We start from the raw sequence: 16,613 nt of genomic DNA on the forward strand, positions 1-16,613 counted from the left end.
CATGTCAATCGGACTCCGCAAATGGGCGCATGGGTTCTGATCAGAGAGTCTTGGTATGACGCGGGACGAAACCGGGCGGATCATCGGACAACTCGCCCGCCATTGTCTGCTGATCAGGGGGCGTGCTGGCCACAGCCAGCAGCCAGGTCCCTCCCGGACAGAGCACGATGCCTGCGGCGGCGGGGCTTGTCCGCCGCTGCCCGTCCATCGGACATGTCCGCGACCACATGGCCCGGCGCAAGACCGGCGAGCATTGCAGCAACGACCCACATTCCCTGTGGGAAGCCGATGGATCGATGCGTTTCGGCAGCTTGTAGCCAACACATGCGTGGCTTACCAGACGCGTAACACAGGCGCGCCGCCAGGGTCTCCATTACTGGAGATCCACAAAACCGTTCCAGAAACACCCAGGGGGAACACGCTCATGTTCAGCAAGCGCTCGCTTCTGCTCGCCGGCATCGCTGGCGTTCTCGCCAGCTCCGTGGCCGCTGCATCTGAAAAGAAATACGGTCCGGGCGTTACCGACACCGAGATCAGGCTTGGGCAGACCATGCCTTACAGCGGGCCGGCCTCGGCCTACGGCATCCAGGGCAAGGCCCAGGAGCTGGTTTTTAACGAGATCAACGCAAAGGGCGGCATCAACGGCCGCAAGATCAAGCTGATCTCGCTGGACGACGCCTATAGCCCGCCCAAGGCGGTTGAGCAGACCCGCAAACTGGTTGAGCAGGAAGACGTACTTGGCGTCTATGGCTCGCTTGGCACGCCCAGCAACACCGCGACGCAGAAATATCTGAACAGCAAAAAGGTCCCGCAGATCCTGATCTCGACAGGCGCTTCCAAGTGGAACAACCCGTCGCAGTTCCCGTGGACCACGCCGTTTTTCCCGCTTTATGACGTCGAAGGCGAGATCTTTGGCCGCTACGTGGTCGAGAACCTGCCAAACGCAAAGATCGCGATCCTGTCGCAGAACGACGACTCGGGTCGCGACTACGTCAAGGGATTCAAGAAGGGCCTTGGCGACAAGGTCAAGGATATCGTTGGCGAGACCACCTATGAGGTCACCGACGCGACGGTCGACTCGCAGATGGTGAAGCTGAAAGCCACCGGCGCAGACATGTTCTTCCTGATGGCGACGCCAAAGTTCGGCGCCCAGGCGATCCGCAAGAAGCACGAACTGGACTGGAAGGCCACGACCCTGGTGTCGAGCGTCGCCGCGTCGATTGGCGCTGTGTTCAAACCGGCTGGCTTCGACGCGTCACAGGGCCTGATCACCGCATCATTCATGAAGACTCCGGGCGACCCGCAGTACGCCAACAGCCCTGACATGAAAGAGTACGTCGCCTTCCTGAAGCGCAACAATATGGAGCAGCATCTCACCGACTCGAATGTCGTGCTGGCCTACCTGTCGGCCAACGTGCTGGCCCGCGCCATCCAGAACGCGGGCGACGACCTGACGCGTGAAAACCTGTTGAAGCAGGTCACGTCGCTGAAGATGACCGATGCGCCGCTGCTGCTGGACGGTGTGATCGTTGACATCAAGCCGGACAACTACAGCGCCTTCAACACCCTGCGCATGCAACGTTTCAAAGGCGAGAGCTTCGAGCTCTTCGGCAAGCCGATCAACGCCGGCCGCAAATAATTCTACGCCAGGTAATCCTGCGCCAGGTAGTCCTGCGCCAGGTAATCCTGCCTCTGGCCCAGCGTCGGCGGCTTCTGGCGCAAGACCGCATTCAGGGAAGGTCAGGCGGCGACGCCTGGCCTTTTTACATTTGAACACCGGACGTCAACAGGTCAGGCGCGGACCGGCATTGCTCGCGCGTCAGAAGGATCGCGCCATTGCCAGGCCCGCCGCCATGTCCGGAACGGCGCCCCCTGCTTGCGAACCTGCCGCGGCGCCAGCCGGCGCCGACAAAGCAGCCCGCCCTCCATGCGTCGCAACGCCGCGACGTCAACCGGCCGGGAATTATAACAGACGCTGCCGCCACACGGCGGGAACGATGCGTCCTGTGACATGATCCCGTCTTTCCAGGGGCGAAATTCACCGCATTGTCGCGATTGTGAGCGATCATGAATGCGGCTTGTCCGACAATCCTGGTTGGATCCGGAGAGACGGCCTGCTTTGCCGCGAGCCGGACCTGACACATGCCAGGCGCGACAAAACCGCTTGCCGGCGAGGTTGGCCACCGGCTGGGCGGCCAGGGGCTTGACGTTCACGCCCACCGGCGAAACAACGACCCGGTAGCCGTCAGGCGAAGGAAAGCTGATGAAGTTTCGATTTCCCATCATCATCATTGATGAGGACTTCCGCTCGGAGAACACCTCGGGCCTGGGCATCCGGGCGCTGGCGGAGGCGATCGAGAACGAAGGCTTTGAGGTGCTTGGCGTCACCAGCTACGGCGATCTCTCACAATTCGCCCAGCAGCAAAGCCGCGCCTCAGCCTTTGTGCTGTCCATCGACGATGAGGAATTTGGCCCTGGCCCCGAGCCGTCCCCAGTGATCGCCAAGCTGCGCGATTTCATCGAGGAGGTGCGCTGGAAGAACGCCGATGTGCCGATTTTCCTGCACGGCGAGACCAAAACGTCGCGCCATCTGCCCAATGACATCCTGCGCGAGTTGCACGGCTTCATCCATATGTTTGAGGATACGCCGGAATTCGTCGCCAAGCACATCATTCGCGAGGCCAGAAGCTATCTGGAGGGCATCCAGCCGCCCTTCTTCAAGCAGCTTCTGGATTACGCCGAGGATGGCTCCTATTCGTGGCACTGCCCCGGCCACTCTGGCGGCGTCGCCTTTCTCAAGAGCCCCATCGGGCAGATGTACCACCAGTTCTATGGCGAGAACATGCTGCGCGCCGACGTCTGCAACGCCGTCGAGGAGTTGGGGCAGTTGCTGGACCACAATGGCGCCATCGGCGCCTCGGAGCGCAATGCGGCGCGGATCTTCAACGCCGACCATTGCTTCTTTGTGACCAACGGCACCTCGACGTCAAACAAGATGGTCTGGCACCACACCGTCGCCCCCGGCGACGTGGTGGTGGTTGACCGCAACTGTCACAAGTCGATCCTGCACGCGATCATCATGACCGGCGCCATACCGGTGTTCCTGCGCCCCACCCGCAACCACTGGGGCATCATCGGCCCGATCGCCCATTCCGAGTTCGAACCAGAGGCGATCCGCGCCAAGATCCGCGACAATCCGCTGTTGCAGGGCGTCGACGCCGATGCGGTGAAGCCGCGCATCATGACGCTGACCCAGTCGACCTACGACGGAGTTCTCTACAACACCGAAGAGATCAAGCGCATGCTCGACGGTTATGTCGAGAACCTGCATTTTGACGAGGCGTGGCTACCACACGCAGCGTTTCATCCGTTCTATGGCGCCTATCACGCGATGGGTCGCAAGCGTGAGCGGATGAAGCATTCCGTCACCTACGCAACCCAGTCGATCCACAAACTGCTGGCCGGCATCAGCCAGGCCAGCCACGTTCTCGTGCAGGATTCTGATCAGACCAAGCTGGACCGGCACCTGTTCAATGAAGCCTACCTGATGCACACCTCGACCTCGCCGCAGTACTCCATCATCGCCAGTTGCGATGTGGCGGCGGCGATGATGGAACCGCCCGGCGGCACCGCGCTGGTCGAGGAAAGTATCCTCGAAGCGCTCGATTTCCGCCGCGCCATGCGCAAGGTCGACGAGGAGTTCGGTGAAAACGACTGGTGGTTTCAGGTCTGGGGCCCGGACGGACTGACCGAGGAGGGCATTGGCCACACCGGGGACTGGGTGCTGCGCCGCACGGATTCCGAAGGAGTCCAGCGTGATGGCGAGGACAGTTGGCACGGCTTCGGCGACATGGCGCCGGGCTTCAACATGCTCGACCCCATCAAGGCCACCATCATCACCCCCGGCCTTGATATTGACGGACGGTTCGACGCCACCGGAATTCCCGCCTCGATCGTCTCGAAATACCTCACCGAACACGGCGTGGTGGTGGAGAAGACCGGCCTCTACAGCTTCTTCATCCTGTTCACCATCGGCATCACCAAGGGTCGCTGGAACACCCTCGTGGCGGCCCTGCAGCAATTCAAGGACGATTTCGACCGCAACCAGCCGCTGTGGCGGATCATGCCCGAGTTCTGCGCCAAACATCCGCGCTACGAACACATGGGCCTGCGCGACCTGAGCCAGCATGTTCATGCGCTCTATTCAAAATACGACGTGGCGCGACTTTCCACCGAGATCTATCTGTCGGATCACCATCCGGCGATGACGCCAACCGAAGCGTTTTCGCATATCGCGCGCCGCAAAACCGAGCGGGTGCCGATCGACGCGCTGGAAGGGCGCGTCACCACCAGCCTCGTCACGCCCTACCCGCCGGGCATCCCCCTGCTCATCCCCGGCGAGGTCTTTAACACCAGAATCGTTGACTATCTGCGCTTCAACCGTGAATTCGCCCGGGAGTGTCCGGGGTTTGAAACCGACATTCACGGGCTCGTCCTGGAAACCGGAGCCGACGGGATCGTGCGGCATTACGCTGACTGCGTAGCCCGCTAGAACCAATTGCTGGAATCTGCCGTGCGGCAGGCAACCCCGATGAGCCAGGCTCATCGGGGTTCGTTATTGAAGGAGCAATTGTGGAACACCGCTGCGCGCCGCCGCGTTTGATTCAGACGCGGGCCATGCGCCAACGGTCCGCGGCGCACTTTTTCGACAGCAGGCGTTCTTCTGCATCCGGCGCAGACAGGGGCTTGGCATGGCGCCGAGGGCAAACTGGAAAGGGGTGCTGAGGATCGCCGAAGTGATTTGCCCGGTGGCGTTGTTCACCGCCGCTTCGACGTCAGATCGCATCGCGTTCCACACCATTAACCGGGCCACAGGCCACCGGGTGCATCGACAGTTCGTCGATGGCGTCACCGGCCGGCCGGTTGAGCGCGACGATCAGGCCAAAGGTTATGAACTCGCCCAGGGCGACTACATTGTCCTGACGCCGGAGGAAGTGGCTGAGGCGACCCCGGCCAGCGACAAGACGATCGACGTTTCGGCATTCATTCCCTGTTCCGGGATCGACGACGTCTATTTCGACCGGCCATACTATCTGACGCCTTCAGACCTCGCCGCCCACGAACCGTACGCCCTGATCCGCGATGGCCTGCGCAAGACAAAAACCGCCGCCATTGGCCGGGCCGTGCTGTTCCGTCGCGTGCGCACGCTGCTGATCCGCGCGGCCGGCGACGGCCTCATCGCGACGACGTTGAATTTCGACTACGAGGTGCGCCCGGCGGCAAAGGCCTTCAGTGATATTCCGGAGCTGAAGATCAAGGATGAGATGCTGGAGCTCGCCGGCCACATCATCCGCATGAAAGCCGGAACCTTTGATCCCGCGACGTTCGACGATCGCTATGAAGCGGCGCTGGCCGATCTGGTGAAGGCGAAGCTGGAGGGCCGGAAGATCGTGGCGCGCAAACCGCGACCACCCGCAAAGGTCGGCGACCTGATGGCCGCCTTGCGCGAGAGCGCCGGGGCCATGGGCAAGCCGTCGCCATCCGGTCGCCCCCCACGCAACGCCAGGCCGGCCAGGAGCAAGACCGACTCCGTCAAGCCAGAGAAAACCGGCGACGGCCCCGCCACCCGGACAACTGCGTCCCGCAGAAAGGCTGGCTAGATGGCGCTCGAAACTTACCGGCAAAAGCGGGACTTCAGCCGCACGCGCGAGCCGCGTGGCCGCAAGGCGCAAAAGCCCGGCGCGCATTTCGTCATCCAGAAGCACGACGCCACCCGCCTGCATTACGATTTTCGCCTGGAGATGGATGGCGTGCTGAAAAGTTGGGCCGTTGCCAAAGGACCCAGCCTGGTGGCGGGCGAAAAGCGTCTCGCCGTGCATGTGGAGGACCATCCGCTTGAGTATGGCGATTTCGAAGGAACGATCCCGAAGGGCGAATATGGCGGCGGCGCGGTGATTGTCTGGGACCGGGGCGACTGGAAGCCGATCGGCGATGCGCACAAGGGCTACGCCAAGGGGCATCTGGACTTCGAGCTGGACGGCGAAAAGCTGCACGGGCGCTGGCATCTGGTGCGCATGCGCGGCAAGCCGGGCGAGAAACGCGAGAACTGGCTGCTGATCAAGGGCGACGACGAATGGGCCCGGGCGGACGCCGCCGCCGACATTCTGGAGGAAGCTCCAAACTCGGTGAAAACCGGCCGGGATATTGCCGAGGTCGCCGGCGAAGCGCCGGGCTGGTCGTCCAGAACCGGACGGATTACTGGCGACACGGGGAAACCTGCCCGGCCGAAGACCGTTGAGGCCATGCCGGGGAAAGTGGCGGTGACCGGCGGCTCGCCAGGCGCGCACCTGGCCGGGATCAAGGGCGCGCGCAAAGCGGCAATGCCCGAATTTCTGGAGCCAACGCTGGCGACGCTGGCTGCGGCGCCGCCCAAAGGCAAGCAGTGGCTGCATGAAATCAAGTTCGACGGCTACCGGTTGCAGGCTCATATCCAGGATGGCGGAACCCGCCTTCTGACCCGCAGCGGTCTCGACTGGACAGGGAAATTTGGCGAGCGCATCCCGGAGGCCCTCGCCGGCCTGCCGGTCGACGCGGCGATCATCGATGGCGAACTGGTGGTGGAAGGTGGCTCCGGCGCTTCTGATTTCTCTGCGCTTCAGGCCGATCTCAGCGAAGGCCGCGCGGACCGTTTCGTCTATTATGTCTTCGATCTACTGTATCTGGATGGCTACGATCTTACCCGCGTCGCGCTGATCGATCGCAAACAACAGCTCGAAAAGCTGGTGGGCGCGACAGGAGGCGTTGTCCGTTATAGCGGCCATTTCCGCGAAAGCGGCGACCTCGTGTTGCGGCACGCCTGCCGGCTGAGCCTGGAGGGCGTGGTTTCCAAGCAATCCGACGCCCCGTGGCGCGGCGGGCGCGGCCGCACCTGGATCAAATCAAAATGCTCCGCGCGGCAGGAGTTCGTAATCGGCGGCTATACGCCCTCCTCCGTCTCGCCCAGGGCTATCGGCTCGCTGGTGCTCGGCGTCTATGAGGGCGACGCCCTGCATCACGTCGGCCGGGTGGGAACCGGTTTCAGCGCGACGGCGGCGGAGAAGCTGTTCAGTCGGCTGCATGCCTTGCGCACTGATCAGAATCCGTTCGACGCGCCGCTCACCACCACGGAGCGCCGGCAGGTGACTTTTGTCCGGCCGGAGCTGGCGGCGGAAGTGGAATTCCGGGCGTGGACGGCGGATGGCCATCTGCGGCACGCCGCCTTCCGGGGCCTGCGCGAGGACAAGCCGGCCCGCGAGATCGTGCGCGAAACGCCGAAGCGCACCAGCAAGGTCGCGGGCAAAGACGCCAGTGATCAGGGGCCGCCGCCCCGCCGCACCGTTCGGCTCACCCATCCGGACCGGCTGTACTGGCCTGATGATGGCGTCACCAAGGAAGGTCTGGCCGACTATTACGCCGACGTCTGGCGCTACATGGCGCCGTTCGTCGTCGGACGGCCACTGGCGCTGTTGCGTTGCCCCAACGGCATTGCCGGCGAGAAATTTTTCCAGAAACACGCCTGGAAGGGTCTTAACCCCAAAGTGGCGCTGGTGCAGGATCCGAAAGAGCCGGATGGCGCGCCGCTGATCAGCATCAATGACCTGGACGGCCTGATGGGCCTGGTGCAGTCCGCCGCCCTGGAGATACACCCGTGGGGGGCCACGGTCGCGGATTGGGAGCGGCCGGACATGATCGTCATGGATCTCGACCCTGGGGAAGGCGTGGCCTGGCAGGCGGTAATCGACGCCGCCCATGAGGTGCGGCGGCGTCTCGCCGATGCGGGACTTGAGCCGTTCGTCAAAACTTCCGGCGGCAAGGGATTGCACGTCGCCGCGCCCCTGAAACCAGCCGCAACATGGCCGGCGGTGAAGGCCTTCGCCAAATCCCTCGCCGAAGCCATGGCTGCCGACAGCCCGGAGCTTTACGTCGCCACCATCACCAAAGCGAAGCGGCGCGGCAAAATCCTGATCGATTATCTGCGCAACCAGCGCGGCGCCACGGCGGTCGCAGCCTGGTCGACCCGCGCCCGGCCCGGCGCGGCGGTTTCGGCGCCCCTGGGATGGGATGAACTGGGCCCGGAGATCGGCCCGGCCTATTTCACCGTTAGCAATATCCCTGGCCGGCTGGCGGCGCTTGCCAGCGACCCCTGGGCTGATTTTCGCGCCGCGGCGACGCCGCTTGATATGGAAAGCCGGACCGGCAAAACCAGGGGCAAAACAAAATCAGCCTGAAACCAGCAGCGGTGGCCGCCGCGCCCTGTGCGGCCTGGATGGCGGGCGCAACATGCGGGCTTTGCGTGACCGGAAGCGCTCTAGCGCGTTTTCTTCCGCGAGGCGCTGTCCGAAGCGATGCTGCGGCGTAGCGCATCCATGATATTGACGACGTTCGACGCGGGCTCTTGCGTCTGCTCGCGTGGTTTTGTCTGGCGTTTGCGACCCTTTTTGCGGGCCGCGATCAGATCAAGCAGCCGGTCCTGAACCGGATCGCGCACCATCCCCGGATCCCACGGCCTGGTGCGTTCATTGATCAGCCGCAACACCAGTTTCATCAGTTCAGGGTCGGGCCTGTCGTCATCCAGACCGGCGAAGTAGTCTTTGGCGTCACGCACTTCGTCGCCATAGCGCAGGGTCCACAGCACAATGCCCTGATCGCGTGGCTCCAGCATCACCGCCCGCTCGCGGCGATAGAGCACCAGCCGCGAAATGCCGACCATGCCGGTGGATTTCATCGCCTCGCGGATTACCGAAAAGGCTTCCTCGCCCACCGTATCGTCGGGCAGCAGGTAGTGCGGGCGATCGAACCACAACCAACCGATGCTGTCGGCGGGCACGAAGGAATCCACGTCGATGGTATGGGTGCTGTCCAGCGCGACGGCGTCGAGTTCCTCATCCTCGATCAGGACATATTCATCCTCACCCCGGGGATAGCCGCGAACCTCATCCTCTGCGTCGACAGGCTCGCCAGTAACCGCGTCCACATAACGGCTGACAAGGCGATTGCCCGTGCGAGCGTTGAGGGTATGGAACCGCACTTTCCCGCTCTCGCTGGTCGCCGGCGTCATCGCCACCCGACAGGTGACGAGCGAGAGCTTCAGATAGCCCTTCCAGAACGCGCGCTGGGCCATGACCCAAACCCTCCAGCGGAACGCTTAATGCGACCGCGCCTCCTCCGGCGGACGGTCGGCAAGTCCGGTGACGCCGCTGGCGCTGGCGCAATGGGCGCAGCAGTAAATAACATCCCCCTTCTCAACGCCGTGGCCGATCACCCGGCAGTCGCAGTGGGCGCAAACCGGCGCAAGTCTGGAAACCGCGCATTCAAAGCAGTCGAAATTGTAATCCCGCCCGCCCATCGTGACGCGAAACGTCTTGTCGTAGTGGTTGCCGCATTGATCGCACGCAATCATGGCCAGCCTCCTTCGCCGTCCTGGGTCAAAAAACATCAACACGGCGAAGGGGAAAACTGTTCCGGACCGGCTCAGGGGGACCGCGGGCAACGTCCGGCGCACGCCGGCGAACTGTCTGCCAGAGCGCGTTGAAGCCGCTACAGGTCAAACTCCTCATCTGGATCCGGAATGACGCTCCGCCAGCCCAGTTCCTGCTCGATGCGCGCTTGCAACGCCGCAGATGCAGGCGGTTCGCCGTGGACAATGAAGACGCATTCTGGCGCGCGTTTGAAACCGGAGAGCCAGCGCATCAGCCCGTTGCTGTCAGCATGGGCGGACAGCATGTCCAGTTGCGTGACTTCGGCGTTGATTGGCGTCCAGCCACCGTGGATCTTGAGCTCCCTTGCGCCCTGCTGAAGCAGGCGCCCACGCGTTCCCGGGGCCTGAAACCCGGCCAGCAGAATGGTGTTCCTGGCGTCAGGGCCGAAAGTCTTGAGATGATGAAGAACCCGCCCGCCCGTCATCATGCCCGACGCCGCGATCACAATCTTCGGAAACCGGCTCGCCGTAATCGCCTTTGAGGCTTCCACGTCATTTGTATAGTGGGCGATGCTGAACGCCGCGCGGCAGGCGGCAGGGGTCAGCCGGTGGTGTGTCCCGTGCCGGCACATCATTTCCGTGGCGTCAATCGCCATGGGACTGTCGAGGAAAATCGGAACGGAGCCGAGACGGCCCGCCTGTTTCAGCGTCCAGAAGTAGTAAAGCAACTGCTGCGCCCTGCCGACGGCAAAGGCTGGAATAACAAGCGTGCCGCCGCGTCCCGTGGTGCGCTCCGCGATCGCGCCCAGCGCTTCAGCCGGGTCTTCATCCGGGTGCAGGCGATCGCCATAGGTCGACTCGACCACGATGTAATCAGGCGCGCCTTCCGAAACCGGATCCGGGAACAGCGGATCATTGTACCGGCCAATGTCGCCGGAAAACATGAGGCAGCGATCGCCCCAATGGATCTCCGCATTCGCAGCGCCGAGAATGTGTCCGGCATGCCGGAACCGCAGCGTGGCGCCGCTGGGCAATCCAATGGTCTGGCCGAAAGCCACAGTCGAGAAATGTTCCATCGCCCGTTGGGCGTCCGCGACGTTGTAGAGCGGCAGCGCCGGCTTGTGCTTCGTCAACCCGTGCCGGTTAAGGAATTCGGCGTCCTTCTCCTGGAGGAAGGCGCTGTCCTTGAGGATCAGTTCCGCCACATCCCGGGTAGCTTCAGTGGCAAAGATCTTTCCGCGGAATCCATCCCCGACCAATCGGGGCAGATACCCGGAATGGTCAAGATGACCGTGTGTGAGCACCACGGCGTCGATGCTTCGCGGCGACACCGGCAACGGCGCCCAGTTTAGCTCGCGCAGGTTCTTCAGTCCCTGGAACAGGCCACAATCGACAAGGAGGCGACGCCCATTAAAGGTGAGCAGGTGCTTCGATCCTGTGACCGTCTTCGCGGCGCCAAGAGATTTCAATGTCAGCACGTCGACCTCCATGGGTATGGCCCTGTCCTGACAATACAGCGTTCTTTTGCTGGGGCGTCATCCGCCGCCACACACACGCCGCGCCCTGGTTCCCGGCGGGGATGCGATAGCCTGAACATGGCTGAAGAAACAGCGCCCAGGCGTGCGCCGCGGGGGGCGTCGCGTGTTAACCTGTGTTTTTGGAACAGGGTTCCACCGTCGCGGCGCAGGCGCATGGCCCAGCAGAAACTTCGCGCGTTCAGTGGTTCGGCGCCGTTTGTCTGCATCTGCATGGCGCCAGCAGCGGCGTGACATGGCGCGGCCCGGGGACAGGATCATGATCGGACTGAATGAAGCAATTGTGCTCGCCGTCAACGCCCACGCCGGGCAAACCGACAAGGCGGGCGAGCCTTACATTCTCCATGTGCTGCGCGTGATGCTGGCCCAGGTCGACATCGACGCGATGACCGTCGCCGCCCTGCACGACGTGGTTGAAGACAGCAGCATAACCATCGCGGATCTGGCTGAGGCTGGCTGGAGCCCACGCATCGTTGACGCGGTGGATGCGATGACCCGCCGAGACGGCGAGGATTACTTCGACTTCGCGCGGCGCGCCGCCGCCAATACGCTGGCGAGGCCAGTGAAAATTGCTGACTTGCGCGACAATCTGCGCCAGTCAGACGATGCGGCGGCCGGGGAGCGCCGGTCCAGATATCTCAGGGCGCTTGAACTGATCGGCGCGCAGCCCTGATGCGGAGCATGACAGGCCGCTTCGTCCGTCGGCAAAATGGACCGCAGCGCGCCAGCGCGCGACAGGGGACAGAGGCGGCCTAGTCGCCTTCATCGGGTATCTTGAGAAGATGGCCGCAGGCCTTGCAATGCACCGCGTCTGGTTCGTGGCGCTGCAGGCCGCATTCCGGACACGGAAAATAGACCTTGAAGGGCCGGAAGATGGCTTGCGCCAGCCGCACGAACAACGAAATTCCCACAAGCATCGTGACAATGGATGTCAATTTTCCAGCAATACCCGGCAGAACCAGATCGCCGAAGCCGGTGGTCGTCACGGTCGCGACGGTGAAATAAAGCGCATTGACGTAGCCGGCGATGCCGGAGTCACTCCGGAAGAAGAACGTATAAACGAAGCCAGTCACGACCAGCAAAAACGTCAGCAGATTGATGACGGCATGACTGACGTCGCGCCATTCCCGCATGGCGCCGCGCCCGAAATGCCGCCACAGCGCGCCGCTCCGGGACAAGGACCAGAGGCGCAAAATTCGCAGAAAGCCCAGATTGGCGAGCGTCGCCGGAAGCAGCAGGGTGACAAGGATGAACAGGTCGACCCAGGACGTGGGTTGACGCATCAGTCGCCATGGATCGTTGGAGGCGAGCAACCGCGCGCCCAGGTCCGCGGCGACAATGGCGGCCACGGCGTAATCCAGCCAGAGGAATGACGGCGTTTCCCTCAGGACAGGCGTCGCGATAAAGAAAGCAATGATCACCAGATCAATGGCAACGACCGCGAACTGGAACCGGAACGCTGTCGGCGTCGCGCCGAGATAGAGGTTGCGAAGGTGGTCGCGCAGACGCGTCAGCCAGCGGCTTTCCCTCCCGGTCCATTTGCTGTCCATCAGCTACCACGCGCACTTTCTTGATATCGGACGCGCTTCAAATCAGAAGCAGCCGCCAGAGCATAACGCGCTCAAACGGTTCTGCCAGGCAGCGGAGGCAATCTGTGACCCGGATATCTGCACGCGCTGTCGCAGATCTGCCATTTTGACGGAACCTTGGCCGCAATCGCGACTTCTCCCTATGCGGGGTCACGCCGCCAGAAACCAGCGTGACGGCGGGAGGAATAAATGGCTAACTCGGACCGTGACAACGGAGCCGCTGCAAAACCGGCTGCCCGGCGTTCACGGCATCAGGAGCAAACTCCGATGCTGCATGTGGCGCTGCTGGCCAATTACGCCAGGGCGCAAAGAGCAAGGCTGACACGCTGGTCAACCCTGACGCCGACGCCGCCAAAATAATTGCCCGCAAGGTTCTGTTCGACGCCGCAAAAATCGCAGTGCGGCGTCGACAACCCTGCCAGCATCCCTGATGCACGTGGCGTTCTTCTCTGGTGAGCCGCAAAACGCCGCCGCCGGAACCGCCCTTGAGTTCCCCAACAGCCGACGTAGCCTGCCGTTCGTTTCACCGCGCCAATTGCTGCGGGGCGTGACAGGGCGACCCGAAGCCACGCCATCTGCAAATGCAGCCCCATTGAAGCCTCCGGGTCAGCGCAACGCGCGGATTGGCGAGCCGACCGCTCCGCGCCAATCCGGGCCCCGAAGCCAGACACATGATCGCTCAACGCCTTTGCCGCTGATCTCAAAGTGTATTTTTTTGCCAGAACGCGGCGCCTTGTCAGTCGGCCCTGGTTGGCGTACTCGGAACCCCATATAAGAGCAGGCGCCGACGCCACGTCGGCGCTCTGAAACGCCCGGACGCCAAACGGGGCTTCACCAGGCGGGGAAGAGCCGTCCCCGCCTGGTGAAGCCCCAGGCCGATTAACAATACCGGTTGCTGGCTCTGCCCTGCAGCGCCATGCGCCCCATGACGTTGGAATTGCGATGACCCTCTACCTGGATTACCTGGCCGAGATCAAAAGCCGAGAAGCTCAGGGCCTCGCACCCAAGCCGATTGACGATGGCGGGCTCATCGCTGAAATCACCGCCCTGATCGAGGACGCCGGCGACGGGCGCCGGGCCGACGCGCTCCGGTTCTTCATCTACAATACCCTGCCGGGCACCACGAGCGCTGCTGGCGTCAAGGCCGCGTTCCTGAAAAAGATCATCCTCGGCGAAACGGTCGTTCCTGAGATCACGCCGGCTTTCGCTCTCGAATTGCTGTCGCACATGAAAGGCGGCCCGTCCGTCAAGGTGCTGCTCGACATCGCCCTGGGCGATGATCCGGCGGTCGCCGCCCAGGCTGGCGACGTGCTGAAAACCCAGGTGTTCCTGTACGACGCCGACATGTTCCGTCTGCGCGACGCCTTCAAGGCCGGCAACGCGATCGCCAGAGGCGTGCTTGAGAGCTACGCCAGGGCTGAATTCTTCACCAAGCTTCCTGACATCGATGAGGAGATCAAGGTCGTCACCTTTATCGCCGCTGAAGGCGATATCTCGACCGATCTGCTGTCGCCGGGCAACCAGGCCCATTCACGCTCGGACCGTGAGCTGCACGGCCAGTGCATGATCACGCCTGAAGCCCAGCAGGAAATCGTGGCGCTGCAGAAGCAGCATCCTGATGCGCGCGTGATGATGATCGCCGAGAAGGGCACGATGGGCGTTGGCTCGTCGCGCATGTCTGGCGTGAACAACGTCGCGCTGTGGACCGGCAAGCCCTCCAGCCCCTACGTTCCGTTCGTGAACTACGCGCCGATCGTCGCGGGCACCAATGGCATTTCGCCGATCTTCGCGACCACAGTCGATGTGACCGGCGGCATCGGCCTCAACCTGAAGAACTGGACCCGGAAGACCGGCGCTGATGGCAAGCCCGTGCTGGACGCGGAAGGCAACCCGATCCTGGAGCAGCAGTTTTCCGTCGAGACCGGCCGGGTTCTGACCATCGACACGAAGAACCGGAAGCTGCGCGACGAAAATGGCCAGGAACTGGTCGATATCGCATCCTCGTTCACGCCCCAGAAGATGGAGTTCATGAAGGCTGGCAGCTCCTACGCCATCGTCTTCGGCAAGAAGCTCCAGACCTTCGCCGCGGAAACGCTTGGGATCGAAGCGACCCCGGTGTTCGCGCCGAACAAGGAAATCACCGTCGAAGGCCAGGGCCTGACGGCGGTCGAGAAGATCTTCAACCGCAACGCCGTCGGCGTGACCCCTGGCAAGGTGCTGCACGCTGGGTCGGACGTGCGCGTCAAGGTCAACATCGTCGGCTCCCAGGACACCACGGGCCTGATGACCGCCCAGGAGCTTGAGGCGATGGCGGCCACCGTCATTTCCCCGCTCGTGGACGGCGCCTATCAGTCCGGATGCCACACGGCCTCCGTGTGGGACAAGAAGGCCCAGGCGAACATCCCGAAGCTGATGAGCTTCATGAACAACTTCGGCCTGATCACCGCCCGTGACCCGAAGGGCGTCTATCACGCCATGACGGACGTGATCCACAAGGTGCTGAACGACATCACCGTGGATGACTGGGCCATCATCATCGGCGGCGACAGCCACACCCGCATGTCCAAGGGCGTGGCCTTTGGCGCCGACTCCGGCACCGTGGCGCTGGCGTTGGCCACGGGCGAGGCAACCATGCCGATCCCGCAGTCGGTCAAGGTGACCTTCAAGGGCGCGATGCAGCCGCACATGGACTTCCGCGACGTGGTGCACGCCACCCAGGCGCAGATGCTCAAGCAGTGCGGCGACAACGTCTTCCAGGGCCGCATCATCGAAGTGCATATCGGCACGCTGCTGGCCGACCAGGCCTTCACCTTCACTGACTGGACGGCCGAGATGAAGGCCAAGGCCTCGATCTGCATTTCGCAGGACGAGACGTTGATCGAGTCGCTGGAAATCGCCAAGTCGCGCATCCAGATCATGATCGACAAGGGCATGGACAACGCGGCTGGCACGCTGAAGGGCCTGATCGCCAAGGCCGACGCCCGCATCGCCGAAATCCGCTCGGGCGAGAAGCCCGCGCTGCGCCCGGATGACAATGCGAAGTACTTCGCGGAAGTCGTCGTCGACCTGGATCTCATCGACGAGCCGATGATCGCCGACCCGGACGTGAACAACGCCGACGTGTCGAAGCGTTACACCCACGATACGATCCGTCCGCTGTCCTACTATGGCTCCGACAAGAAGGTCGACCTCGGCTTCGTCGGCTCGTGCATGGTGCACAAGGGCGACATGAAGATCGTGGCCCAGATGCTCAAGAACATCGAGAAGACCAACGGCAAGGTCGAGTTCAAGGCGCCGCTGGTGGTCGCCGCGCCGACCTACAACATTATCGATGAACTGAAGGCTGAAGGGGATTGGGAAATCCTGCAGAAGTATTCGGGCTTCGAGTTCGATGATCTGATGCCGAAGAACGCGGCGCGCACCGAATACGAGAATATCCTCTATCTGGAGCGTCCGGGCTGCAATCTCTGCATGGGCAACCAGGAGAAGGCCGAGAAAGGCGACACCGTTCTGGCCACGTCGACCCGCCTGTTCCAGGGCCGCGTCGTTGAGGACTCCGCCGAGAAAAAGGGTGAATCGTTGCTGGCCTCGACACCAGTTGTCGTGCTGTCGGCGATCCTTGGCCGCACCCCGAGCGCCGAAGAGTACAAGGCGGCCGTCGAGGGGATCGATCTCACCAAGTTCGCGCCGCCGAAAGCCGGTCCGCTCGGCGCACGGTCCGTTCATTACTGACGCCAGGACCCAATGGGCCAGGCTCATTGGGTCTTGCTGAAGCCCTGGCGGCGCGGTGCGTTTCCTGCAAGGAAATACGCTGCGCCGGGCTGGACTTTGCAGGTCGCGGTTGCGTCAACATCTTCGCGGCCCGCCAGGCGCGCGGCCCGGTCAAGCCGCCGCTCCCGACGATAACGTGAACAGGCGGGCGTCGCTTCAGGCCGGCCGGGGGACGCCCTGGAGCGCTTCCGGCGAAACCGGCTTCCCGAAGCACTCCATCAATCGCGGAGCGCAACATGCGTCCGCGGCGCGGGACCCGAT

The 16,613-nt window shown here is 62.9% G+C and carries 10 protein-coding genes; 6 read left to right on the plus strand and 4 right to left on the minus strand.

Translation table 11 applies throughout. The features are described 5' to 3' along the window. The first annotated feature begins 424 nt into the window (after positions 1-424). The 4 genes from IE243_RS13545 (at position 425) to ligD (ending at position 8,267) form a co-directional block, all read left to right on the plus strand. On the plus strand, positions 425-1,639 hold the full coding sequence (locus IE243_RS13545) for an ABC transporter substrate-binding protein (protein ID WP_191319934.1): 1,215 nt from the start codon (positions 425-427) through the stop codon (positions 1,637-1,639). 624 nt (positions 1,640-2,263) lie between these two features. Next, positions 2,264-4,552: an arginine/lysine/ornithine decarboxylase gene (locus tag IE243_RS13550; protein ID WP_191319935.1), complete on the plus strand. Its 2,289-nt coding sequence runs from the start codon at positions 2,264-2,266 to the stop codon at positions 4,550-4,552. Between the two features lie 199 nt (positions 4,553-4,751). Continuing rightward, positions 4,752-5,660: a non-homologous end joining protein Ku gene (gene ku, locus IE243_RS13555; RefSeq protein WP_191319936.1), complete on the plus strand. Its 909-nt coding sequence runs from the start codon at positions 4,752-4,754 to the stop codon at positions 5,658-5,660. Next, positions 5,661-8,267, plus strand: coding sequence for a DNA ligase D (gene ligD, locus IE243_RS13560; protein ID WP_191319937.1), 2,607 nt, complete (start codon positions 5,661-5,663; stop codon positions 8,265-8,267). Between the two features lie 80 nt (positions 8,268-8,347). On the opposite strand, the gene ku (IE243_RS13565) is transcribed toward ligD, so the two are convergent. From ku (IE243_RS13565) to IE243_RS13575, 3 genes are all read right to left on the minus strand, one after another. Then, positions 8,348-9,160, minus strand: a complete 813-nt coding sequence (gene ku, locus IE243_RS13565; protein WP_191319938.1) for a non-homologous end joining protein Ku — start codon at positions 9,158-9,160, stop codon at positions 8,348-8,350. A gap of 24 nt (positions 9,161-9,184) precedes the next feature. Continuing rightward, positions 9,185-9,439, minus strand: coding sequence for a metallothionein (locus tag IE243_RS13570; protein ID WP_191319939.1), 255 nt, complete (start codon positions 9,437-9,439; stop codon positions 9,185-9,187). 137 nt (positions 9,440-9,576) lie between these two features. Beyond that, on the minus strand, positions 9,577-10,935 hold the full coding sequence (locus IE243_RS13575) for an MBL fold metallo-hydrolase RNA specificity domain-containing protein (RefSeq protein WP_191319940.1): 1,359 nt from the start codon (positions 10,933-10,935) through the stop codon (positions 9,577-9,579). A gap of 316 nt (positions 10,936-11,251) precedes the next feature. Here IE243_RS13575 and IE243_RS13580 point away from each other — a divergent pair, with 316 nt between their 5' ends. Continuing rightward, positions 11,252-11,665 (plus strand): HD domain-containing protein, encoded by a 414-nt coding sequence (locus IE243_RS13580; protein ID WP_191319941.1) that lies wholly within the window; start codon positions 11,252-11,254, stop codon positions 11,663-11,665. A gap of 79 nt (positions 11,666-11,744) precedes the next feature. Here the strand turns inward: IE243_RS13580 and IE243_RS13585 are convergent, their stop codons facing one another. After that, a complete protein-coding gene (locus tag IE243_RS13585; protein WP_191319942.1) occupies positions 11,745-12,542 on the minus strand; it encodes a potassium channel family protein in 798 nt (265 codons plus the stop codon). Positions 12,543-13,523: 981 nt separating this feature from the next. On the opposite strand from IE243_RS13585, the gene IE243_RS13590 reads away from it, so the two are divergent. Beyond that, entirely contained in the window at positions 13,524-16,313 is a 2,790-nt protein-coding gene (locus IE243_RS13590) for a bifunctional aconitate hydratase 2/2-methylisocitrate dehydratase (RefSeq protein WP_191319943.1), read from the plus strand. The last annotated feature ends 300 nt before the right edge of the window (positions 16,314-16,613 follow it).

It is taken from the genome of Camelimonas fluminis (assembly GCF_014656355.1).
GTDB lineage: Bacteria > Pseudomonadota > Alphaproteobacteria > Rhizobiales > Beijerinckiaceae > Camelimonas > Camelimonas fluminis.

Coding starts and splice junctions, on each gene's coding strand:
- IE243_RS13590 (WP_191319943.1), top strand. CDS start 13,524: ATGACCCTCTACCTGGATTACCTGGCCGAGATCAAAAGCCGAGAAGCT.
- ligD (WP_191319937.1), top strand. CDS start 5,661: ATGGCGCTCGAAACTTACCGGCAAAAGCGGGACTTCAGCCGCACGCGC.
- IE243_RS13570 (WP_191319939.1), bottom strand. CDS start 9,439: ATGATTGCGTGCGATCAATGCGGCAACCACTACGACAAGACGTTTCGC.
- IE243_RS13585 (WP_191319942.1), bottom strand. CDS start 12,542: ATGGACAGCAAATGGACCGGGAGGGAAAGCCGCTGGCTGACGCGTCTG.
- IE243_RS13545 (WP_191319934.1), top strand. CDS start 425: ATGTTCAGCAAGCGCTCGCTTCTGCTCGCCGGCATCGCTGGCGTTCTC.
- IE243_RS13550 (WP_191319935.1), top strand. CDS start 2,264: ATGAAGTTTCGATTTCCCATCATCATCATTGATGAGGACTTCCGCTCG.
- ku (WP_191319938.1), bottom strand. CDS start 9,160: ATGGCCCAGCGCGCGTTCTGGAAGGGCTATCTGAAGCTCTCGCTCGTC.
- IE243_RS13580 (WP_191319941.1), top strand. CDS start 11,252: ATGATCGGACTGAATGAAGCAATTGTGCTCGCCGTCAACGCCCACGCC.
- ku (WP_191319936.1), top strand. CDS start 4,752: ATGGCGCCGAGGGCAAACTGGAAAGGGGTGCTGAGGATCGCCGAAGTG.